At 66.1% G+C, this 21522-nt stretch carries 18 protein-coding genes and 1 riboswitch; of the genes, 7 read left to right on the top strand and 11 right to left on the bottom strand.

All coding sequences use genetic code 11. The features are described from left to right. Window positions 1-577 precede the first annotated feature (577 nt). From Pka01_RS40635 to Pka01_RS06695, 3 genes are read right to left on the bottom strand one after another with little or no spacing between them, the layout of a single operon-like run. Entirely contained in the window at window positions 578-1735 is a 1158-nt protein-coding gene (locus tag Pka01_RS40635) for a tyrosine-type recombinase/integrase (RefSeq protein WP_239114786.1), read from the bottom strand. Then, window positions 1732-1941, bottom strand: a complete 210-nt coding sequence (locus Pka01_RS06700; RefSeq protein ID WP_203881731.1) for a helix-turn-helix domain-containing protein — start codon at window positions 1939-1941, stop codon at window positions 1732-1734. The genes Pka01_RS40635 and Pka01_RS06700 overlap by 4 nt, the downstream gene beginning before the upstream one ends. Further along, complete coding sequence (locus tag Pka01_RS06695) at window positions 1938-3413, bottom strand: replication initiator (RefSeq protein WP_203881730.1); 1476 nt, start codon at window positions 3411-3413, stop codon at window positions 1938-1940. Before Pka01_RS06695 ends, Pka01_RS06700 begins: the two co-directional genes overlap by 4 nt. 118 nt (window positions 3414-3531) lie before the next feature. Between Pka01_RS06695 and Pka01_RS06690 the strand changes: the two genes are divergently transcribed. Both Pka01_RS06690 and Pka01_RS06685 read left to right on the top strand, forming a co-directional pair. Continuing rightward, window positions 3532-4401, top strand: coding sequence for a GntR family transcriptional regulator (locus Pka01_RS06690; RefSeq protein WP_203881729.1), 870 nt, complete (start codon window positions 3532-3534; stop codon window positions 4399-4401). Window positions 4402-4580: 179 nt separating this feature from the next. After that, a complete protein-coding gene (locus Pka01_RS06685) occupies window positions 4581-6647 on the top strand; it encodes an ATP-binding protein (protein WP_203881728.1) in 2067 nt (688 codons plus the stop codon). A 418-nt stretch (window positions 6648-7065) separates the two neighbouring features. On the opposite strand, the gene Pka01_RS06680 is transcribed toward Pka01_RS06685, so the two are convergent. From Pka01_RS06680 to Pka01_RS06670, 3 genes are all read right to left on the bottom strand, one after another. Then, a complete protein-coding gene (locus Pka01_RS06680; protein WP_203881727.1) occupies window positions 7066-7428 on the bottom strand; it encodes a DUF2750 domain-containing protein in 363 nt (120 codons plus the stop codon). A gap of 247 nt (window positions 7429-7675) precedes the next feature. Further along, a complete protein-coding gene (locus tag Pka01_RS06675) occupies window positions 7676-8287 on the bottom strand; it encodes a hypothetical protein (protein WP_203881726.1) in 612 nt (203 codons plus the stop codon). Then, window positions 8284-8490 carry a hypothetical protein gene (locus Pka01_RS06670; RefSeq protein WP_203881725.1) on the bottom strand — a complete coding sequence of 69 codons (207 nt, stop codon included), beginning with the start codon at window positions 8488-8490 and terminating at the stop codon, window positions 8284-8286. The genes Pka01_RS06675 and Pka01_RS06670 overlap by 4 nt, the downstream gene beginning before the upstream one ends. Window positions 8491-8587: 97 nt before the next feature. Between Pka01_RS06670 and Pka01_RS06665 the strand changes: the two genes are divergently transcribed. Beyond that, the gene (locus tag Pka01_RS06665; RefSeq protein ID WP_239114785.1) at window positions 8588-8833 is read left to right on the top strand and encodes a GntR family transcriptional regulator; all 246 of its coding nucleotides are present in this window, start codon (window positions 8588-8590) and stop codon (window positions 8831-8833) included. Between the two features lie 262 nt (window positions 8834-9095). Here Pka01_RS06665 and Pka01_RS06660 read toward each other — a convergent pair whose 3' ends face one another. Next, the gene (locus Pka01_RS06660; protein ID WP_203881723.1) at window positions 9096-9980 is read right to left on the bottom strand and encodes an SMI1/KNR4 family protein; all 885 of its coding nucleotides are present in this window, start codon (window positions 9978-9980) and stop codon (window positions 9096-9098) included. A gap of 318 nt (window positions 9981-10298) precedes the next feature. Here Pka01_RS06660 and Pka01_RS40630 point away from each other — a divergent pair, with 318 nt between their 5' ends. Continuing rightward, window positions 10299-11246: a pentapeptide repeat-containing protein gene (locus Pka01_RS40630; RefSeq protein ID WP_239114784.1), complete on the top strand. Its 948-nt coding sequence runs from the start codon at window positions 10299-10301 to the stop codon at window positions 11244-11246. On the opposite strand, the gene Pka01_RS06650 is transcribed toward Pka01_RS40630, so the two are convergent. The 3 genes from Pka01_RS06650 to Pka01_RS06640 all read right to left on the bottom strand — a co-directional run bounded on the left by Pka01_RS06650 (window position 11241) and on the right by Pka01_RS06640 (window position 13709). Beyond that, on the bottom strand, window positions 11241-11582 hold the full coding sequence (locus Pka01_RS06650; protein ID WP_203881722.1) for a hypothetical protein: 342 nt from the start codon (window positions 11580-11582) through the stop codon (window positions 11241-11243). The two genes, Pka01_RS40630 and Pka01_RS06650, sit on opposite strands and share 6 nt — an antisense overlap. A gap of 180 nt (window positions 11583-11762) precedes the next feature. Further along, window positions 11763-12629 (bottom strand): hypothetical protein, encoded by an 867-nt coding sequence (locus Pka01_RS06645; protein ID WP_203881721.1) that lies wholly within the window; start codon window positions 12627-12629, stop codon window positions 11763-11765. Window positions 12630-12746: 117 nt separating this feature from the next. Beyond that, window positions 12747-13709: a glycoside hydrolase 5 family protein gene (locus Pka01_RS06640; RefSeq protein ID WP_203881720.1), complete on the bottom strand. Its 963-nt coding sequence runs from the start codon at window positions 13707-13709 to the stop codon at window positions 12747-12749. A 353-nt stretch (window positions 13710-14062) separates the two neighbouring features. Between Pka01_RS06640 and Pka01_RS06635 the strand changes: the two genes are divergently transcribed. The 3 genes from Pka01_RS06635 to Pka01_RS06625 all read left to right on the top strand — a co-directional run bounded on the left by Pka01_RS06635 (window position 14063) and on the right by Pka01_RS06625 (window position 18702). Beyond that, complete coding sequence (locus tag Pka01_RS06635) at window positions 14063-14788, top strand: DsbA family protein (RefSeq protein ID WP_203881719.1); 726 nt, start codon at window positions 14063-14065, stop codon at window positions 14786-14788. Window positions 14789-14906: 118 nt separating this feature from the next. Then, window positions 14907-15172: riboswitch (cobalamin riboswitch) on the top strand. A gap of 132 nt (window positions 15173-15304) precedes the next feature. Next, window positions 15305-17680: a ribonucleoside-diphosphate reductase subunit alpha gene (locus Pka01_RS06630; RefSeq protein ID WP_239114783.1), complete on the top strand. Its 2376-nt coding sequence runs from the start codon at window positions 15305-15307 to the stop codon at window positions 17678-17680. A gap of 26 nt (window positions 17681-17706) precedes the next feature. Continuing rightward, window positions 17707-18702: a ribonucleotide-diphosphate reductase subunit beta gene (locus tag Pka01_RS06625; RefSeq protein ID WP_203881718.1), complete on the top strand. Its 996-nt coding sequence runs from the start codon at window positions 17707-17709 to the stop codon at window positions 18700-18702. Between the two features lie 10 nt (window positions 18703-18712). On the opposite strand, the gene Pka01_RS06620 is transcribed toward Pka01_RS06625, so the two are convergent. Next, window positions 18713-21484 (bottom strand): FAD-binding and (Fe-S)-binding domain-containing protein, encoded by a 2772-nt coding sequence (locus Pka01_RS06620; RefSeq protein ID WP_239114782.1) that lies wholly within the window; start codon window positions 21482-21484, stop codon window positions 18713-18715. Window positions 21485-21522 lie beyond the last annotated feature (38 nt).

The following is a 21522-nucleotide window of genomic DNA, read 5'->3' as shown; positions in this document are numbered from 1 at the left end:
GTGATCAGGACTGGCCGTCAGTGGGATGCCTGCGCCATCTGAGAGCGGCAGGGCAGAGAGATCCATCACATCACCGTCGTACCAGAACGAGGTCGTACCAGGAGCCGAGTAGACCCGCGTAGCCAGTACGAGCGAAAGCAGGACGGCGAGTGACGCTCCCGCAGTGAACAGCCAACCTCGCCTACGCCAAGCCAATCTGATGAGGAAACCGAACGCTACAGGGCCGAGGATGCTGAGCTTCGTGATGCTCGTGCTTGTGAGGAAGGACGCCAGGGACACAAGCAGGCCCCCGAGTGCAAGAGCAGCGGTACCTCGAGGGCGCGCCAAGGCTTCCAACCAATTATTTGACTTATCGATGCTGCCGCCTTGTTCAGGGCTATGAGTATCCGCTAAGTCGCCTTCACGTCGTCTGCTGCGACGACCCATCTACCCGCCTCTCACGCCAAAGGGCGTACATTCATTCACCCGTAATGGAATACCAGCGCTCAGCGCACGCGCGTAGAGAATACGCCCCGAAACAGCCCTTCACATGAAGGGAGCCCACCTCCTGGCTGGAGTTGGTCCCGTGCCCGGACGACTACTCCTCCCGGAAGATTCGATCCATAGCAACTGCACCAGCCTGGAGGACTGGTCGGATCTGCTTGCGGTAGACGGCTTCCGTCGTCGACGTACTGCTGTGGCCGACAAGACGGGAGATCTCCTCCAACGGGATGCCGTTGTCCGAGAGCAGCGAGACGAAGCTGTGCCGGAGCTCCCGTGGCGTCCACTCGGCCGGGTCCACGCCTTGCGCGGTCTTGATCGCATTGCGGAAGTCTCGCCGGACGTGCGAGGGATCGAGCGGTGTCCCTACCTTGGACGCGAACACCAGGCCGCTTTCCTGCCAGTTCTCCCCCGCGATCTCCCTCTCCCTTTCCTGCTGCTCCCTCTGCCGCTGTAGTGCGTCCATACAGCGCTTGGACAAGGCGAGGGTCCGGCGGGATTTGCGGGTCTTGGTGTCGCCGCCGGCCCGCACCGACCGCCAGACGGCCACGTGGGGCGGTATGGGCGGCGTGGCGCTCGGGTCACCTTCCGTATCCACGTGATCCCACGTCAGCGCCCTGAGTTCTTCCGTCCTCGCGCCAGTGAGCAACGACAGGACGATGTAGGCGTACATCCGAGAACCCTCGGCTGCCTCCAGTACAGCCTCCGCCTGAGCCAAAGTAAGAGCCTTCGACGGGCGACCCGCCTTCCCTTTAGGGACCGAGCAGAGCGCCACCACATTCCGCTTGACCTTGTCGCGCGCCATCGCCCGCTTGATCGCCCGATTCAGGCACGAGTGAAGCCCCTGAAGGGTGCGAGTGCTCAGGCTTTTCGCCTTGTCTGCTAGCCACTTGTCCACGTCTTCCGCGCTGAGATCCCGAAGCTTCCGAGCGCCCAGCGCAGGGATGATGTGAGTGTTGCTCAGAATCGTGCAGGCGGTGACGGTGCCCTTGTCCCGCCCACTCAGCCCGTAGGCCAGCCAGTCGTTCACGGCGCGCTCAACCGTGTAGTCCGCCGGAGCAATGGCCAAGCCGTCTTCGTAGTCGCGGATGATCTCTTTGAGCTTGGTCTTGGCCTCGGTCTTGGTCTTGCCGCTGGCCTTCTTCACGATGCGCTTGCCAGCGGGCGTATAGCCGACCGTTACGGAGGCGATCCAGCGCTCCCTCTGTTCGTCCCAGTGCAGACCGCCGTCTCCCCTGCTACGCCGAGTGGTCATGATGCTTTCCTCGCCTCCTGTTCCAGTAGGGAGATGTATTCGGTGATGGCCGAGGCCGGGATGAGCCGGGCGCGGCCTTGGGTGACCGAGCGCAGACGGCCCGATCTGATCTGTTCGTAGATCACCGTGCGGCTCAGGCTGAGCAGGCGCATGGCGTCGCTGACGCGGTAGAGCCGACGATCGTCGGACTGGTCGGTTGGCTTCATTCGGGCTCGCGTTCTGCCGCGATGTGCCGGGCGGTTTGGACGCGTTGGCGGATGTGTTCGGCCATGACTGCTTCGCCGGGGGTGTGGCCGATCCCGGCGAAGCGCCAGTGACCGAGAACGAGGGTTGTGGCGTCGCCGAGGGCGGGTAGGCCGTACCGTTCACGTGCTTGCGCGGCCCGGTGCAGGGAGCGAGCGCCGCGCAGGTCTCCGAGCTTGACCGAGTAGGCGCGGCTCTTGGTGGAGAAGTGGCCCCGGAAGCCGAGCATGTGCGCCCAGGGCCGTAGTCGCAGGGTGCTGAACTCCGGTCGTGCGCCGAGGTCCCAGCAGGTGCGGATCATGCGCCGGGCATGATCGGTGACGGGGAGCGCGTCCAGGAGCAGTCCGGGTTTGAGACCGGTGCCGTGGCAGCGTTCGCAGGGGGCCAGGACGCTCACGCGTCCACGGCCGCCGCAGACCGAGCAGGACAGCCGGTGGTCCACGGTGCCGGAGGCTTCCGCGCCCTTGGTGGCGTACTTGGCGATATAGCCCGCGACCGCCTGTTCGCTCAGCCCCTCAGCCGTGGGATCGAGCAGAACGGGACGGATGTCGAGCTGATCACCCCACCGCAGCACCCGCCGGCCCAACTCGCTGACCGGTGACTTCACCGACACCCGTTTGACGGCGGGAGGGATCGCACGGACCAGCAGGTCGTGATCGGCCCAGTCGGGAGGTGGCTCGTGCGCCCCCTCGGGGCCGTCCAGGCGGATGATCGCGTGAAAGTGGACCAGGCCGCGCCGCTGATACTCGGCGACCTTGGCGAAGGAGACCCGCATCTGTTTGCCGAACGTGCGGCGGCTCATCCCTGCCTGGGCGGCCAGCTCTTGACGCATGGCCAGGGTGAAGCGGTGCCACAGCACGCCTGCGTGTGCCTGCCACAACACGGCCCCGATGTAGTCATAGCAGTCCGGGCAGATGGGCTGACCCAATCGGTCGTCCTGCGGCTCATGTCGGGTGTGGCAGCCGACCGGCCGCCCGTGTTCACATGTGCGGTCCCGGTTGCGGGGACGGCAGGCCCGCACGGTCCCGCTTGTCTCGCGCCGGGTGTGGACCGGCCCGAAGGACGGCGCAGTCAGTGTGACGAACGCCCGCGGATGAGCGCTGACCGTCTCCGGTATCCCTTTGCCGCCGGACAGGCCCGCGCGGATGAGATGGAAGGTGTCGGCGCGGTAGACCTCCGAGCAGGCCGGGCAGACCGATGCGCGCCGGTTGCCGCAGGCGACGAGGAGGTGCCCGCCGGGTTCGTCGGTGGTGGTGTAGGTGTGCAGCGCCTCGCCCGTGCTCGCGTCGACGATGGTCGAGTCGCCGGTGAGGTGGATCGGGTGGGCGCAGCCGCCTGTTGCGGCGACCATCTGCCGCCATCGTTGGTAGCCCGGCGCGTTGACGACCCGCACGAGGTCGGTCATCCATTCCGGGTGTTCGTTGCCAGCGTTCATGATCAACCACCACCTTCCCACGATCGCAGTACTACCTGTAGTACATGTTGACTTGCTTTGATCTGTTCGTCAACCTGTAGTACAAGTAGTGCTGAGAAAATGTTCGGAAGGGAAGGTCATGGAGACCGACGAGAAGGACGCCATCTGGCGCGTCATCACCACCGACCTGCGCACCGCGATCCTGGACGGCCGCTACCCGCCCGGCGGCGCACTGCCCAGCGAACCCGAACTCGTCAGGAAGTACGACGTCTCCCGCCCCACCGTCCGCAAGGCCATCGACACCCTGGTCTCCGAAGGACTCGCCTACGTCATGCGCGGACGCGGCTCATTCGTCCGCCCCATGCCCGAACGCCGCACAATCGTCATCACCGACCGCAAGCGGCCCGACCTCGCCGCCCCCGGCAACCACCCCGACGTCCAAGAGTTCGGGTGGGACCTCGCCATGCGCGACGCCGACCCCGACGCCCCGCTGTTCACCGACGAGAAGATCAGCGCCAACCGCGATACCGCGATCATCCTCGGCGTCCGGCCCGGACACCCCGTCATCCACCGCCGCAGCATGTGGCACCGAGGCCACACCGCCGTCATCCACGGCGCATCCGCCCGACTGGAGATCAACTCCTACACCAACGCCGACATGCTCCCCGACTGGGACAACCCAAAGCGCCACGACCAGTACCGCAAACGCGCCGGGTTCTTCTACCAATCACTCATCCGCGAACACGGCCCCATCCGATGGATGACCCTCACCACCGCCCGCATCGCCTACGAAGACGAACGCACCCTGCTGGCGATGGACTACGCCGAAGCACTGCTGATCATCCGCCGCACCATGGCCCACGCCAACGGCCGGCCCATTGAGGTCACCGAGGTCAAAGCGCCTGCGAATCGCTACGAGATCGGCTACCACGCAGAGCTTGCCGACGAGCCCACCATCGACCTGACACCGCAGGAACTCAGAGACAACGGCATCGACCTCGTGATTTAAGCACGTTCACCAACATTCGCCGACACTGCCTCAAAGCGCAGAGCAGTGTCAGCATCTCAGGCCGTGGGAGCTCCAGGACCCTTGCATGCGCCTGGATCGGCACAGGTGAGACGTATCCTATGAGTAACATTTGTTGACAACCTATGGCCTGCCCGAAAAAGCCGAAGCACTATGTCCATATGCGACGGGTTCACCTTGAAGCGGCAGAGGATCATGTAGAGCGACTCGCGCACGAGCGCGATCCGATCGGTGCCGTAAAAGAGTTCATTTGGAATTCTTTGGACGCGGACGCGAATAATGTCTCAATCGAGATCCATCGTTCAGAACTTACGGGCACAGATCGAATAATCATCTCCGACGATGGATCCGGAATATCCCCAGAATCTTGCGCATCGACGTTTGATCGCATTGGCGGATCATGGAAGCCGACAACAAAGCGGTCAATTTTAGAACAGCGACCTCTCCATGGACGAAACGGCCAGGGGCGTCTACGCGGCTATGCACTCGGATCACAGATCAGGTGGACTACGGTCGCCACGGACGCAACTGGCAAAAGGCTCAAAACTGTAGTATCGGCATCAAGTGATGCTCGCAACGACTTCATAATCTCGGACCCTGAGCCGACAATCGACCCCACTGGTACAGTCTTTGAGGCATGGGGTCGGCAAGACACTCGTCTCGACTCCCTCTTGACCGAAAATGCCGTAAATAAGATAATCACCGAGCTTGGGCCGTACTTGATTCGCTATCCAAAGATCTCTGTCGTCTACGACGGCAAACGGGTAGAGCCTGAGTCGGCCATACAGAAGGACACTAAGCGCTCCTTCTCATTTACCTTTGACGACATTCAGCACTCTGCAGAAGTTCGCATCATCGAATGGAAAATGAAAGTCAGCCGCGAACTTCACTTGTGTGATGAAAATGGCGTCTCCATGGATATTATTGATATGGGGATTAAGGCGCCAGGGTTCGAGTTTACGGCATACGTTCTCTGGTCCGGGGTCCCTGATCATATTGGCACCTTCGTCCTGGCAGATGACACGACGACGCCCGTTGGTGCACTGGTCGGGGCCGCCAGAGTTGAGCTCAGGGAGCACTTCAGGGAACGCATTAGGGAGCGCAGGGCAGAGCTAGTCGAGCAATGGAAGGCCGACGATGTCTACCCTTATAAGAGCGCGCCAGAGAACGATGCGGAGCTACTCGAGCGGGAAACGTTCGATACGGTGGCTGCAACCATAAGCCGCCATATCCCACGCACTAAGAGGCAACAGAAGATCACATTGGCCTTGCTCCGAGAAACGGTCCGTCATCAGCCTGAGCATACACATAAGGTGCTTGATGAAATCTTTAGGCTAAGTTCGGACGACAAAAAAGAGCTGTCGAGGCTGTTGGATCGGACGAGCCTCGCGAGCCTGATCAAGGCGGCTAACAACGTTGCGGACCGACTCGATTTCCTGCGCATGCTCGAACATCTTGTCTTCGATCCGGAAGCTTCTAGCCGAGTCAAGGAGCGGACGGAGCTCCACAAAATCCTCGAAAACGAAACGTGGATCTTTGGAGAACACTACGGACTACTCGTAAGTGATCGATCACTAGACGCTGTCCTTGATCGCCATCTTAAGAAGCTAGGCCGACGGGTACGTACGCCATCACCAGTACGCAGGGAAGATGGCTCAGTGGGAATTGTCGACCTAATGCTTTCACGCTCACAGCGCGAGAACGGACGCCTGCAGCATCTCATAGTGGAGCTAAAGGCTCCCAAGGTCATTGTTGGCGATAAAGAGCTGTCACAGATCAAGAGTTACGCATTGGCAGTAGCCGAAGATCCGCAGTTCACCGATGTTACGGTAAACTGGGAATTTTGGTTGATCACGAGTAAAATGAATGGCCTCGTCCGTGCCGAGGCGCGCCAACAGGGCCGGCCATCCGGATGCGTTCTGGACTACGCAGATGGGCCGACACGGGTGAAAGTATGGGTTAAGACCTGGTCGGAGCTCATTGAAGATTGTCGCGATCGGTTGCATTACTTCAAGGACCACTTCAACCACGATCCGTCAATCGAACAAGCATTCGCATATCTAGATTTTAGTAATCCTGGATTACTTTCCGACGCAGTCAAAAAGGCAATTCCCGGAAAAGTGATCCGCGATGGCGAGGTGAGCGATACTAATCCAACCAATGATGGCAATATCGATCACGCTCTTGATAAAAAGGATCCAGGCGATACTCGTATGCTGCCTGGATAGCCCTAGCTTCAGCCAAAGGCATCTTTCTTACCCGGGGCGGGATGTGTCGCCCTCCGAGATCGTGGCCTGAGCCCGCCTGCACACATCAACCCATTTCACACGTTGGTGTGCTGTGAAATCTGAGCAAGAACGAGCATGCGCGGTCACTGGGGTTACGGCCAGCTCATCGGGGGGTAGGCCAGCCGAGCCTTGCCAATCCAGGCGCGTGCCCTAAGCACGCAGTTCTGCTGGTTCAGATTTTCTTTACTGGTTCAAGAGGCTCGCTCCGCTCGCCTGCCGCCTGGCCGCTCCTGCGGCCTGGCGGGCTGCGCTCCACGCTAGGGCGTGTTCTCGCCCGCCGCCGCACGCGTCCGGCGGGGCCGAACGCCGCAATCCGCGGCCTGAGGACCGGCCAGTAGCCCTCGTCCCGTTGCGCTCTCTAGGGCTGATGCGTAGACGCTGCGTTCAGTCTGGCGATTACCTCGGGAACTTCGAAGTCCCAGCCAACGACGCGGGTTCCCGACCAGTTGATGCCGACAAGCATGTTGTCCTGACTGAGCTCCGGTAGCCAGTCACCCACCCAGACATCAAGTGAGATCGCCACCGGCTCGAATCCCGCATACGTAGCCACGTTCTTAATGATCTTTATGACGCGTGACCTTGATGACCAGAACGGCATGCTTCTCCGGTCAGGAGCAACCAACGGTGCCGGATAACCGCCCTCGTCCCGGATCGTCCACACCTCACCTTTCACGGGAACATCGCGAAAGAACGCCGCTGCTTGAGAACCGCTCTGACTCACCCGCGCAGACTAGTTGGACCGCTGGTGAATGTCCGTACCTCCCCGCCCCCGCTGCCGAATTGTTCGTGACCCTCGGTCGGCGTCAACGCCGTCTGTGCCGGTTGGACACGGGCAACGGTGCACGTCGTTGGCGAACGGACACGCGAAGACGACGTTGACACCTCGGTCGGGCCACTGGTTCGGCAGCTATCGGGTGCGGGGAAGGAATGGTGCAGGACCGTAGCCCTCGGCACACGCAGGCCACTCGCTATCGAGCCAGGCCGGCGAGTAGCCGACTCCACCACATGTAGGCGTCCAAACGACGCCACCATCCTGCGTACGACACCGAAGGAACGTCTCGTCGTTCGGTGGTGCGTCGGATCCGGTAGACCCCGCCGTACGACATCAGCTCGTAGACCGTCATCACGCACATGCAGGTGTGTTCGAGAGACCGCCCGTCGCCCGGGGAGTCGTCGCACCAGGACAGCTCAACCCGTCGAGCCTGCGGTGTGGCAGCGTGTGGCGAGACGCCTGGGCAGTCCTGCCAGTCGTCGTCCGAGCCGAAAGCGATCGCCGCGAGCCACGGGTGCGTCTTTCTCAGTTCCCGCGCGACGGCTTCCACATCTCGCGGGCCGAGGCGGAGATCCGACCGGATGCTGTCGCCCATCTCGCCGGAACGCAGACGAGCGAGTGCAGCCGCGCGCCGTGACTCTGCCGTGAGTGTCCCGACGTAGTGGGTGATCAGGTCACCGTCGTACTTATCGAGCTTGAGGGCCAGCCGAACCATCTCACTCGGTTCCCCGGCGAGGATCCGGCGCACAGCTTCGTCACGGCGTTCAGCAACCTGCGTTCCTGGCCTCCACGGCGGCGCCGCTGTCACCGAAGGTCCCCAGTGGTGAAGCGCTGCTCCCGCTCCGCCTGTTGCCACGTGATCACCATCCGAGCAGCGCACGCCGCGAGATGGAGCCCGCCTTCAGAGTGAGCGGAGATCACCCGACCAGTCGACTTGTGGCGGCCGTGCAGCCGGCCATCGTCGCCGATCCACGTGTCGAACTCCGGGACGTCCGGGGGGACAGAGGTCATGCCGCGATCGTAAGCCAAAGGTTGGCAGATGTCTGCATATGTTTGCGGACGTAGGCGAGCGATGGGCCACGGTGGGGGACATTTACGGTCGGTTGCCGTGACGATCGATCATGACGGCGCATTGCCCGTCTACAAGCAGCTCGCGAATCTCCTACGCGGGCAGATCGAGCGCGGCGAGCTCCGGCCGAACCGGCCCATCCCCGCAGAGTCACGGCTTATGCAGATCCACGAGGTCGGCCGAGACACGGTCCGGAAGGCCATCGCGATCCTTCGCGAAGAAGGGCTAGTGATCGCGATCCAGGGGCGCGGTACCTTCGTGAAGCCCAAGGACGAAGCCGAGTAGGCTCGGCCGCTGAAACCGCAGGTCAGCACCCCGATTTTGGGTGACTAACTGAGTGACAACCGCCGCGAACACCGGCTAACAGCGGCGATCACCGAGCGCTCATCCACCCAGGTGAGGGCCAGCATCAACGCCGATGGCGACGTCCCCCGGGTTCCTTCGGGACGAAGAGGCCGTGGGTTCAAATCCCGCCACCCCGACCCAGAAGTACCAGCTGAGAGGCCGGTTCCGATCGCCGGAACCGGCCTTCTTCATGTTCTGGGAACTAACTGGGTGCCTGCGGCTTCGGAGGATACGGATCCCACGGCTGCCGCCACTCCCAGTGGAACCACTCTTTGGGCAGACTCTCACACATCGCGTTGATGGCCTCAGGAGTTCTGCCGCGAATGCTGAGACCGGCTCGGCTCCATGGCCGGTCCCACGGCCCACGCATGTACTCGTGCTCGCCCAGGTCAACGAAGAGGTCCAGGCATAAGATCACGTCTTCGCCCGCGTACCAGCGGCTTCCGGGGGTGCATTCCCACCGCTCGACGGGGTACGGCGGAAGCGCCAGCGGCGTGAATCGGTGATCCAGTTCGGCGATGTCCTCCGCGAGCAATTCGCCGTGCATGCTGAGGGGGTTGTCATCGTTGCTGACATGGCCGTTTGTGCAGTACGGACGGCTCTCAACATTCCAGAGAGCCTCGGTCAACACGATCTCGATGCAGTCGCTGGAGAGCCTGTCCAACCATGTGATTCCGGTCCATGGATGATCATTGGCACCACAGCCGGGCAGGTGAACCACGGGCGGATCTTCAAGACCGAGATCGGTGAGCCGGATGCCACACACCCATACCCCTGAGTTCTCCACGTGGTAGACGAGCAGTCCGGCGTCCTCGTCCACATGAAGCTCAGCAGGGGACTCGAGACGGTGCATGGTCCGGCACAGGTTGTCACGTCGGCCGAAGAGCATGTATGCCTCCCGCAAGGCGGCGGGGAGCTTGAGACCTAGCCGATCTTCAGCGGCGTTCAGCTCCTCCTCCGAGTAGCCGTCTCCGTCTCCGAGTGGAGTCATCCAGGCTTCCGCGAAGCGCCGTATGAACGTCCAGGCGCTGTCCTTGTCCTGCACGCCGGCGGCGAGCTCGGAGTGGAGATCAAATCGATTCGGCACGTGGGGAGCATAAGGCAGTAGCGATAAGCGCCCATTCACGAAGAATTGAAACAGCCCTTGCGTGCGCGCTCTCATTGATCGCGTGTGTCGGATGCGGTCCATGGCCACGGGCTCCGGCTTGGAGAGCTGGGCGCATCTGCTTGCGGTAGACGGCTTCCGTCGTCGACGTGCTGCCGTGGGCAACGAGGCGGAACATCTCTTCCAGGGGAAGGCGTCATGTCCTGGGTGGCTAGGCCTGCCCACAGGGGAGTGAACAGGACCGCATTTGTATCAGCTGTGCCCTTTCCTGCCGCCGAGCGCTGCTGCCACGGTGGGGGCGTGCGACAACGAGCGGCACAACTGCTGGCTTTGGTGCCGAAGAGCATCTTGCTGATAAAGGCCGCCCTGCAAAAGCAGCCCAGGGCAGCCTTGGCCGTGGCGGGCTTGGTCCTGCTGGTAGTGCTGGTGTGGATTCTTGGGCCGGGAGCGGCCTGGGTGCTGGAGTCCATCGATGGCGTCACCGGTTTGGTGGGCAAGGACCGGGCGGAAGCTCTGGACGCGATACGAGGGCGGGCGTTGACCGTCACCACCGGATTGGCGGCGCTGGTGGCTGTGTATTACACCGCTCGAAACGCCGAGACCACCCGGCGCACCTACGAAGTGGGGCAGCGTCAACTCGCGCTGAGCGAGGAAGGTCACCTGACGGATCGGTACACCAGAGCGATCGAGCAACTCGGGTCAAGCGAGCTGGCCGTCCGGCTGGGCGGCATCTACGCCCTGGAACGCATCGCCCGCGATTCGGCCCGTGACCACCCCACGGTGATGGAGGTACTCACCGCGTTCATACGCGATCCCCCACCTCTGGCCACGCCCACGCGCGCTCCCGTTGCCGGCGGTCGACCGGGGGTTGAGCAAGCGGCACACCTCCGGGGTCGCCCCAGGCTTCGAGCCGACGTCCAAGCAGCACTCACAGTCATCGGCCGCCGTACAGTCGAAAATGACGCTCAAGGCCGCCGCATCGACCTGGCCGAAGCAGACCTGGCAGGTGCCGACCTCGCAGGCGCCCGCCTCCATGGAGCGGATCTCGCCCAGGCCAACCTCGCGGACGCCGACCTGAAGAAGGCGGACCTGTCCGGGGCGAACCTCTGGAGAGCCGATCTCACACGAGCCGACCTCACCGGCGCGAACGCGGCCACCGCCATCTTCGAAGGGGCGAAGGTCACCGACCTGACGCTCGCGGGCGCCAACCTGCTTGACGCACGTTTCGATGGAGTGGACGTTCTATAGCCAAGGAACGCCTACTCCCCCGATCCACAGCACACCCAACGCGCAGGATAACCACCCGGCGAAAGCGGCCACCGTACCGGTGACCATCGCCGAGCGCACCCGACTCACCGTCATGACGGCCAACGCCACCAGCGATCCAGGCAGACTGGCGAGCAGGAGCAGCACACCAACAATCACGGCGAATATGAAGATGTCTGTTCTGGACGTCGTCCAGCACTCCAGCGTTTTAGCAGTACACGACCGGAACGGTTCAGGCTGGTCAGCCGCCCCTGCCAACAAAAATAGAATGACGACTGCCATCGCCACCGCAAAAGCTCCCGCGTACCAGGCGGCCATGACTCTCAGCCCTCGACGCACCGGGACAGGTCCCGTCGCTCCATCCGGCTGAACCCGTGCATCATCCATGGCGGGCCAACGTATCAACCAGCCGCCCCCGCGGACCGCTCGCGTCGGCCGCTCGTCCTCATCGGGGAGGGCGCGGAAGCCCTGGAGCGGCGTTGAACGAGGCAGTCGGAATCACCGTGTGTACCGTCGAACGTATTCCTGCCAGTCATGTTCGTCGCGGCGGTACACCTCTTCGGCGACGAGCAGGTCGGTCTCTCCGGTGAAGCGGAGGAAGTCCGGGTCGAGGCAGTTGTCCCAGTCGTCGGCGCCGCGGTGCTGCCAGTCGAGACCCCACCCGTCGTCGTCGTCCTCGCGGGCGCGGTGCACCAGCCGGCCCCGCCAGCGATACTCGATCAAGGTCGCACCCGGGTGCATGTCGGCGAGCGGTTCCAGCCATGGGGGGTCGATGCTCGTCAGCGCGTCTCCGTGGTAATTCGGCGTCGTCGGTGTGGGCAGAGCCGACGGGGTGGGCGCGGAAGGTTCCGTCGCGAGGGTGGCACTCGGACCGACGTCGGCGGAGCGGTCGTTGCCTGTGCGGTAGCTACCGGCGACCGGCAGCCGCCAGGAGCCGTCGGAACCGCGCTGCCAGGGCTCTTCCTCCCCCACGGGAGGCCGCTCGCCTGTGGCGATCACGCGCACCTCGTCGAAGCCGTACCGGCAGAAGCGCCGGGGGCCTTCGTTGACGTCCTCGCTCCAGATCTCGTCCTGCTGCAGGCCGCCCTCGTTGTAGTGCCGGCCCCAGATCGTGAGGTACCGGTGCCCCACCTGTTCCTCACAGAAGTCCACGATGTCGGGGCTCTTGCCCCCGCCGTACTGGATGTCGACGTACTGCCCCGCCGGTGCGCATCGGATCGAGACGGGAACGTGGTACGAACCGTACGGTCCGAGCAGTTGCCGGGTGATCGACTGAGCCTCTGCCTCGTCGATCGGCCGATCGGGTAGTGCGTAGACCCGGACGGAGTCCGTGAAGATGTTCGACACGGCCGCCAAGCATTCCATGTGAATCCTCGGACACCCGGCCTTCCGGATCAGGCGACAGGCTCCGATACGCGGGGAAAACGAGCCGTCGGGGCTCCGTGAATCCGGGGCCGGTCACGAAGATCGACCCGGAAAACCTCAGCCGAACTCGGAGATCAGTCGGCGCAGGGTGTGGAAGGCGGGCTTGGGGGAGTAATCGTCACGCAGGACGCCGAACCGATGGAAGATGTCGTCCTTGGAGCTGTCGGCGTCGCGCAGGGTGAACAGCTCCCAGTGCGTGACGTTCAGCTCCGTACGCAGACCGTGCACGGTGCGGATGATGCTCTCCAAGGCGGCGGCCTGCTGCTCCTCCGGCCGATCGGGGCCGGTCGGCCAGCCGTTCTCGCAGATCCGGATCGGCACCGACGCCGGGATGCCCGCCATTGCCAGGTCCCGTTCCCGGAAGTCCCGCAACATCTGCTCGACGGAGGCCGGCAGTACGTCCGGGCCCAGCCTGGGGCCGAACACGTCCGGGTAGATGTCGATGCCCGCGTAGTCGAGGGCCGCCGCGAACTCCGCGCCTCCAGAATCGCGGACCTCGGTCCAGAAACCGCTGGTCGCCGGATCGATATCGGGGGCCACCGCGAACCCGATCTCCACCGTCGCCCCCACGTCCCTCTTCGCGGCGGCGCCTGCCAGCACCCCCTGCACCAGAGCGTCCAGCGCACCGGGGAAGGCTCCGTCCGCGGCGGCTCCGGCCCAGGTCAGGTTCGGCTCACCGGTGACCTGGAGCGCGGCGAACTCCCGCCCGTGCCGGGTCACCACCTGCGACACGAACGAGGCCCAGGCCGCCACATCACCGGCGGGGTCCCGGTAGCACAGCACCATGTCCAGCGGCACGCCGATTCCGGCGAACTGGGCCACCTGCGCGCTCACCTCCGCGGTCGACGCGGGCCCGGACCAGACCACGTACATCCGGGGCAGGAGGGGCTTGCCGTCCCCCTGAAGTTCGCCGAGCGCGCGCCCGATCGCCTCGAAGTCGTCGGGCGGCCCCACGGCGAGCCCGTCCGGCCCACCGGCCATCCCCAGCGGGAAAACCCCGAAAACCAAGGGAGCGGTCATGTCCCGACTCTAGATCGCCTTCCTGTGAGGCGAGTGCCCTGAGTGGTCGTCCGGCGCATGGTCCACAAGTCGGTTCCCATCGGGGCAAACGGCCACCCTTACTCTGACCGAAGACCTCCCGCTATAGGCTCCCCTCTACGTGCCCGTTGAGCTGCGGTGGAGGAAATGCGGCACCTGGATGGACGTGTTCGCCCCCGCCCGGGTCGTACGCGCGGGCGGACCACGCCGGACCTCCTCGCACCCGGCCGGCCCCTGCGGTTGTCCATAAACCGCCTAAATCTAAACAAACAGCCCATAAGGCCATATATCACGGCAATAGCGTCGAACATGTGGTTTAGAGGATTTGGAGCATCATGAGTAAGGCGGCTCGGCAGTCGGCCCGTGAGCGGGTCCGCGAAGAGCGAATGCGGCAGGCCCAGAAGGAGAAGCGCCGGCGGATCATCGTGATCACGTCCATCGCCGTGGTCGTGGTCGCCGCGATCGTGGCCGGGGTCCTCGTGCAGGCGAACAGGACCAAGCCGACGTCGTTCTCGGGCGCGATCGCTCCGATCACGGTTCAGGAGACCGGCACCGTCACCATGGCCCAGCCCGGGGTGACCAAGCCGGTGCTCGACATCTACGAAGACTTCCAGTGCCCGATCTGCAAGGACTTCGAGCACATCAACGGCGGCCTGGTCAAGCAGTACGCCGCCCAGGGCAAGATCAAGGTGGTCTACCACCCCATCGCCTTCGTCAACCCGCAGGGCTCCCTCCGGGCGGCCGCGGCGGCGCAGTGCGTGCCGAACAACTCGTGGATGGCATTCCACGACGTGCTGTTCGCCAAGCAGCCGGACGAGAGAGTCGCCCTGACGATCGACGATCTCAAGAAGTTCGCCGCGGAAGCGAAGATCACCGACCCGGCCGTGCTGTCCTGCATGGAGTCGCAGCGCTACGCCGGCCAGGTCCAGCAGTTGACGCAGACGGCGCTGGCGTCGATCCAGGGCACGCCCACGCTGATGCTGAACGGCCAGAAGGTCGACGACAACGACGCGCTTACCTCGTCCGGCCTGAGCGACGTCCTGCAGAAGGCGACCAAGTAGCCGCACGGCGACGTCCCGCCTCGGGCGAGGCGGGACTCACCGTACACCACCCGGAGAGCTCACCCAGACGACACGCCAACACGACATGTTGGGTGTGACTTTCTCCGAACCCCTATATATGGTGTCCCCTGCAGCTGGTTCGGCCGTCCATTCAGGGCGGCCGAGGCAAGAGGGAATCCGGTGCGGTCGTGCTCGCGTGCCCGGCGCGCGAGCCTCGCCAATTCCGGAGCTGCCCCGCAGCGGTGATTGGGAACGACCGCTGTCACATGCACTGGATCCATCCGGCCCGAGCCGGTGGCGGTCCGGGAAGCGACAGCCAGTAGGAACACGGCGTCCGCCGTACGGCCCATGAGTCCGAAGACCTGCCAGCGCGCCGCGCACGACACGTGTGCGCGGCTGGTCCTAGGCCGCGCGGGACGGCCGACGGCTCCGGCGCGCGCCCTGGCGGCGCATGCGCCGGCATGCCTCCCTGCGCGCCGATCGGGCCTCCGGTCAGAGGGTCGCGAGGGGAGAGCTGTGACGCTCACAGAGGGTGTTTCGACAACCGGCGCCGAGGCGCCGCACCGGACGCAGATGCGGGTGCGCAAGCGCGACGGTTCCGCCGAGCCGGTCGACGTCAACAAGATCGTCCGTGCGGTCGAGCACTGGGCGGGGGACCTGGACGACGTGGACCCGCTGCGGGTGGCGACGAAGACGATCAGCGGGTTGTACGACGGCGCGACCACCGACGAGCTGGACCGGCTGTCGATCCAGACCGCCGCCGAGATGATCGGCGAGGAGCCGCAGTACTCACGGCTGGCCGCACGTCTGCTGTCGGGATACATCGACAAGGAAGTGCGCGGCCAGGGCGTCGCCTCCTTCAGCCAGGCGATCCGGCTCGGCCACGCTGAGGGACTCATCGGCGACGCGACCGCCGAGTTCGTCGCGGCCGCAGCCCGCGAACTCGACGACGCCGTCGACCTCCGAGGTGATCTGCGGTTCGAGTACTTCGGCCTGCGCACGGTCTACGACCGCTACCTCCTGCGCCACCCGGTCACCAGGCTGGTCGTGGAGACCCCGCAGTACTGGCTGCTGCGCGTGGCCTGCGGGCTGGCGCACGACCCCGCGGAGGCGGTCGAGCTCTACCGGCTGATGTCGTCGCTGGCCTACCTGCCCAGCTCGCCCACCCTGTTCAACTCCGGGACGCGGCACAGCCAGATGTCGTCGTGCTACCTGGTCGACTCGCCGCGCGACGAGCTCGGGTCGATCTACGAGCGGTACGCGCAGGTCGCCCACCTGTCGAAGTTCGCCGGCGGGATCGGCATCTCCTGGTCGAGGGTGCGCTCCCGGGGCGCGCTGATCCGCGGCACGAACGGCCAGTCCAACGGCATCGTGCCGTTCCTCAGGACGCTCGACTCGTCGGTCGCCGCGGTCAACCAGGGCGGCAGGCGCAAGGGCGCCGCCTGCGTCTACCTGGAGCCGTGGCACCCCGACATCGAGGAGTTCCTGGAACTGCGGGACAACACCGGTGAGGACGCCCGGCGCACCCACAACCTCAACCTGGCCAACTGGATCCCCGACGAATTCATGCGCCGGGTCGAGGCCGACGACGTGTGGTCGCTGTTCGACCCCGACGAGCTCCCTGAGCTGCCCGACCTGTGGGGTGAGGAGTTCGACGCGCTCTACCGCGCCGCGGAACGCGACGGCCGGTACGTCCGCCAGGTGAGGGCCCGCGACCTGTACGGCAAGATGATGCGCACGCTGGCCCAGACCGGCAACGGCTGGATGACCTTCAAGGACGCCTCGAACCGGCTGTGCAACCAGACCGCCGAGCCCGGCGACGTGGTGCACCTGTCCAACCTCTGCACGGAGATCATCGAGGTGTCCAGCGACACCGAGACCGCGGTGTGCAACCTCGGCTCGGTCAACCTGGCCGCGCACCTGGCCGGCGGGGACATCGACTGGGAGCGGCTGCGCGCCACGGTCGGCACCGCGGTGACGTTCCTCGACCGGGTGATCGACATCAACTACTACCCGAGCGAGCAGGCGGCGGCGAGCAACCCCCGGTGGCGCCCGGTCGGGCTCGGCGTCATGGGCCTGCAGGACGTCTTCTTCGCGCTGCGCCTGCCGTTCGACTCTCCCGCCGCGAAGGAGCTGTCGACGCGGGTCGCGGAGGAGATCTACCTGACCGCGCTGGAGACCTCCGCGGGTCTGGCCGAGCGGTTCGGCGCCCATCCCGCCTACGACCGCACCCGGGTGGCCAGGGGCGACCTGCAGCCCGACCTGTGGGGGGTGACCGTCACGCAGACCGAGCGCTGGGCGGCGCTGCGGGAGCGGATCGCCGCCCACGGGGTGCGCAACTCCCTGCTGATCGCCATCGCCCCGACCGCGACCATCGCCTCCATCGCCGGCTGCTACGAGTGCATCGAGCCGCAGGTGTCCAACCTGTTCAAGCGCGAGACGCTGAGCGGCGAGTTCCTCCAGATCAACACCGCGCTCGTGGGAGAGCTCAAGGCCCGGGGCCTGTGGACGCAGGAGATCAGGGACGCCATCAAGCGGGCGGAGGGTTCGGTGCAGGGCATCGGGGAACTGCCCGCCGAGCTGCGCGAGCTGTACCGCACGGCGTGGGAACTGCCGCAGCGGGCGCTGATCGACCTGGCCGCCGCGCGGGCGCCGTACATCGACCAGAGCCAGTCGCTCAACCTGTTCATGAGCGCGCCGAGCATCGGCAAGCTCAGCTCGATGTACCTGCACGCGTGGAAGTCGGGCCTGAAGACGACGTACTACCTGCGGTCGCGGCCCGCCACCCGCATCCAGCAGGCCACGGTGGCCGTGGCCAGGCAGGCGGTTCCCGTGGAGGACGCCGTCGCCTGCTCCCTGGAGAACCCCGAGTCCTGCGAGGCCTGCCAGTGACCGCCGCCGATCCCAAGGAGAGCCCGATGTTGCTCGACCCCGGCATGGACCTGACGTTGCGGCCCATGCGTTACCCGCACTTCTTCGAGCGTTTCCGTGACGCGATCAAGAACACCTGGACGGTCGAGGAGGTCGATCTGCACTCCGACCTCAAGGACCTCGCCCGGCTGTCGCCGGCGGAACGGCATCTGATCAGCCGGCTGGTCGCCTTCTTCGCGACCGGCGACACGATCGTGGCCAACAACCTGGTGCTCAACCTCTACCAGCACGTCAACTCGCCCGAGGGCCGGCTCTACCTGTCGCGCCAGCTGTTCGAGGAGGCGGTGCACGTCCAGTTCTACCTGAACCTGCTGGACACCTATGTGCCCGACGAGGCCGAGCGCTTCGCCGCCTTCGACGCGATCGAGAACATCCCCTCCATCCGGCGCAAGGCCGAGTTCTGCTTCCGCTGGATCGACTCGGTCTTCAATCTGCGCGAGTTGAAGACGCGAGACGACAGGCGGGCCTTCCTGCTCAACCTGATCTGCTTCGCGGCCTGCATCGAGGGCCTGTTCTTCTACGGCGCCTTCGCCTACGTGTACTTCCTGCGGTCGCGGGGACTGCTCAACGGCCTCGCCTCCGGCACCAACTGGGTGTTCCGCGACGAGTCGATGCACATGGCATTCGCGTTCGACGTGGTCGAGACCGTACGGCGCGAGGAGCCCGACCTGTTCGACGACGAGATGCGGCGCCAGGTCAGCGAGATGCTCGCGGAGGCGGTCGACTGCGAGGTCCAGTTCGCCGAGGACCTGCTCGGGCAGGGCGTGCCCGGCCTGTCGCTGACGGACATGCGCGCCTACCTGGAGCACGTGGCCGACCGGCGGCTCGCGCAGCTCGACATCCAGCCGCTCTACGGGTCGAAGAACCCGTTCGCCTTCATGGAGCTCCAGGACGTCCAGGAGTTGTCGAACTTCTTCGAGCGCCGGGTCTCGGCGTACCAGGTCGGGGTGACCGGCACGGTCACCTTCGACGACGACTTCTAGGCGACACCCGTCAACCGGCCGGGGGCGGCGTGACCACGTCCCCGGCCAGCAGCTCGGCCAGGTGCCAGGCCCTCGCGGAGGCGAGCTGGTCGAGCTGGGTGCGGCAGGAGAAGCCGTCCGCGAGCAGGACCGTGCCCGGTCCCGCCTGCCGTACGGCCGGGAGGAGCCGGGTCTCCGCGACCGCGACCGACATCTCGTAGTGCCCCCGGACGACGCCGAAGTCGCCCGCCAGGCCGCAACACCCGCCGACGGACGTGACCGAGGCTCCCGCCCGGACGAGCAGGGCCCGGTCGGTCTCCCACCCCATCACCGCATGGTGATGACAGTGCGGCTGGGCCAGCACCTCGACGCCGCTCAGATCGGGCGGCGTCCAGTCGGGCAGGCCGCTCAGGAACTCCGCGAGCGTCCTGACCGAACCGGCGACGAGCCGGGCCGCGCGGTCGTCGGCGCCGAGCAGCTCCACCGCGTCCGAACGAAGCGTGGCGGTGCACGAGGGCTCGAGCCCGACGATCGGCGTGCCCGCCTCCGCGTGCCGGGCCAGGGCGTCGACCGTACGGCGGAGCCTGCGCCTGGCCGCGCCGAGCTGCCCGGTGGAGATCCAGGTCAGCCCGCAGCACAGGGACGAGCGGGGGACGGTCACGGAGAAGCCCGCCCGGTTCAGCACCCGCGCGGCGGCCTGTGCGATCCGCGGCGAGAACCGGTCGGTGAAGGTGTCGGCCCAGAGCAGCACAGGCGGGCCCGCGCCGTCCCCATGGTGCTCCTGCCGGTGGAAGGGGCGCTCGGCGAACGGGGGCAGCGCGCGACGGCGATCGATCCCGGCCAGCCGTTTGACCGGCCCGGCCGTGGCCCGCCCGCTGAGGACCGCGTTGACCACCTGGGGCGCGAGACCGGCGAGGCGGGCCCAGCGGGGCAGCCACCCGAGCGTGTAGTGGGCGGCGGGACGGAGACGGCGGCGGTAGGCCTGGTGGAGCACCTCGGCCTTGTAGGTGGCCATGTCGACGCCCGTGGGACAGTCCGACCTGCATCCCTTGCAGGACAGGCACAGATCGAGCACCTCACGCACCTCGGGCGCCCGCAACCCTCCCGGCAGCGCACCGCGCACGGCCTCCTGCAGGACCCGTGCGCGGCCTCGCGTGGTGTCCTTCTCGTCACGGGTGCCCTGGTACGACGGGCACATGACGCCCCCGGGGGCCACGGACACGCATCTGCCGACCCCGGTGCACCGGTGCACGGCGGCGGTGAGGCCACCGGGGTCGTCGGGATAGCGGAACACCGTCCCCCGTGTGACCGGGGGCGGCGGCACCGGCCGAAGGCCCGCGTCGACGGCGGCCGGCCGTACGATCACTCCCGGATTGAGCACGTCGCCGGGGTCGAAGACGGCCTTGGCCGCGGCGAAGGCCGAAAGGGCCTCCGGGGAGTACATCAGCGGCAGCAGTTCGCCGCGCGCCCGGCCGTCGCCGTGCTCACCGGACATCGAGCCGCCGTGCGAGGCCACCAGTCGAGCGGCGTCCAGCAGGAACTCGCGGAAGACCCGCACCCCCTCCGCGCGGCCGAAGGGGAAGTCGATGCGCACGTGCAGGCAGCCGTCGCCGAAATGCCCGTACGGCATGCCGGTCAGCCCGTAGCCCGCCATGAGCGCCTCGAATCCGCGCAGGTAGGCGCCGAGGCGCTCGGGCGGGACGGCGGCGTCCTCCCAGCCCGCGTGCGCGGGCGCCCCCTCGGGCGTGCGCGCCGACAGCCCGGCGCCGTCCTCCCTGATCCGCCAGACGGCGGCCGCGAGAGCCGGGTCGGTGACCAGGAGGCTGCCGGCCGCCCCCGCGTCCGCCTCCAGCGCCGCGGCCCGCGAGCGGAGCTCCTCCGCCGATCCGCCGCCGAGCTCCACCAGGAGCCAGCCGCCGCCCGCCGGAAGCGGGGGCACTCGGCCGGGACCGCGCCGGGTGCGCACCGCGTCGACGATGCGGGCGTCGATGCCTTCGAGGGCCACCGGCCGATGGGGCAGCAGAGCGGGCACGGCGTCGGCCGCCGTCGCCATGTCGGGGTAGCCGAGCACGACGAGCACGCTGTGCGCGGACGCCTCGACCAGGGAGACCTCGGCTTCGAGCAGCACTCCCCAGGTGCCCTCGGTGCCGACCATGGCCTTGGCCACGTCGAAGCCGTGTTCCGGAAGCAGGTGCTCCAGCGAGTATCCGGAGATCTGGCGGCCGAACCGCCCCAGCTCGGTACGGATCACCGCGAGGTTCTCACGGACGATCCCCTCCAGCGCGGCGAGAGTGGGTGAACCGCCCGTGCCGCGCCCGGCGGTCAGCCGCTCGCCGCCTCCGGTGAGAACGTCGAGCGCGAGGACGTTGTCCGCCGTCCGGCCGTACGCGAGGGCCCGCGATCCGCACGCGTTGTTGCCGATCATGCCCCCGATCGTGCATCTGTCGTGCGTCGAGGGATCGGGCCCGAAGCGCAGCCCGTACGGCGCGGCCAGGCCCTGCAGTGTGTCGAGCACGACGCCGGGCTCGACGACCGCGGTCCGCCTCTCCGGGTCGAGCGACTTGACCCGCCTCATGTGGCGGGCGAAGTCGAGGACCAGCCCGGGCCCGACGGCGTTGCCCGCGATGGACGTCCCCGCGCCGCGTGAGGTCAGCGGCACGCCTTCCGCCGCGCAGGTCACGAGGGCGGCGGCGACCTCGTCCGCGTCGCGCGGGAAGGCCACCACCGCCGGGGGCACCCGGTAGAGCGAGGCGTCGGAGGAGTACTCCGCGCGGCGACTCGGCGAGGCGTCGACGTCGCGCACGCCGGCCCGGCGCAGCGCCGCGGCCAGCTCGGCCGGCT

Origin of the sequence: Planotetraspora kaengkrachanensis (genome assembly GCF_016862895.1) — a bacterium.
In the GTDB taxonomy this organism is placed as follows: Bacteria; Actinomycetota; Actinomycetes; order Streptosporangiales; family Streptosporangiaceae; genus Planotetraspora; species Planotetraspora kaengkrachanensis.
This window is presented reverse-complemented; position numbering and strand designations above follow the sequence as displayed.

What these genes read in the sequence shown, in the direction of transcription:
- Pka01_RS06670 (WP_203881725.1), bottom strand. Translation starts at nt 8,490, where the DNA reads ATGACCTCTGTCCCCCCGGACGTCCCGGAGTTCGACACGTGGATCGGC.
- Pka01_RS06650 (WP_203881722.1), bottom strand. Translation starts at nt 11,582, where the DNA reads ATGGCCGCCTGGTACGCGGGAGCTTTTGCGGTGGCGATGGCAGTCGTC.
- Pka01_RS06625 (WP_203881718.1), top strand. Translation starts at nt 17,707, where the DNA reads ATGTTGCTCGACCCCGGCATGGACCTGACGTTGCGGCCCATGCGTTAC.
- Pka01_RS06640 (WP_203881720.1), bottom strand. Translation starts at nt 13,709, where the DNA reads ATGACCGCTCCCTTGGTTTTCGGGGTTTTCCCGCTGGGGATGGCCGGT.
- Pka01_RS06685 (WP_203881728.1), top strand. Translation starts at nt 4,581, where the DNA reads ATGCGACGGGTTCACCTTGAAGCGGCAGAGGATCATGTAGAGCGACTC.
- Pka01_RS06700 (WP_203881731.1), bottom strand. Translation starts at nt 1,941, where the DNA reads ATGAAGCCAACCGACCAGTCCGACGATCGTCGGCTCTACCGCGTCAGC.
- Pka01_RS40635 (WP_239114786.1), bottom strand. Translation starts at nt 1,735, where the DNA reads ATGACCACTCGGCGTAGCAGGGGAGACGGCGGTCTGCACTGGGACGAA.
- Pka01_RS06645 (WP_203881721.1), bottom strand. Translation starts at nt 12,629, where the DNA reads ATGGAATGCTTGGCGGCCGTGTCGAACATCTTCACGGACTCCGTCCGG.
- Pka01_RS06635 (WP_203881719.1), top strand. Translation starts at nt 14,063, where the DNA reads ATGAGTAAGGCGGCTCGGCAGTCGGCCCGTGAGCGGGTCCGCGAAGAG.
- Pka01_RS06695 (WP_203881730.1), bottom strand. Translation starts at nt 3,413, where the DNA reads ATGAACGCTGGCAACGAACACCCGGAATGGATGACCGACCTCGTGCGG.
- Pka01_RS06690 (WP_203881729.1), top strand. Translation starts at nt 3,532, where the DNA reads ATGGAGACCGACGAGAAGGACGCCATCTGGCGCGTCATCACCACCGAC.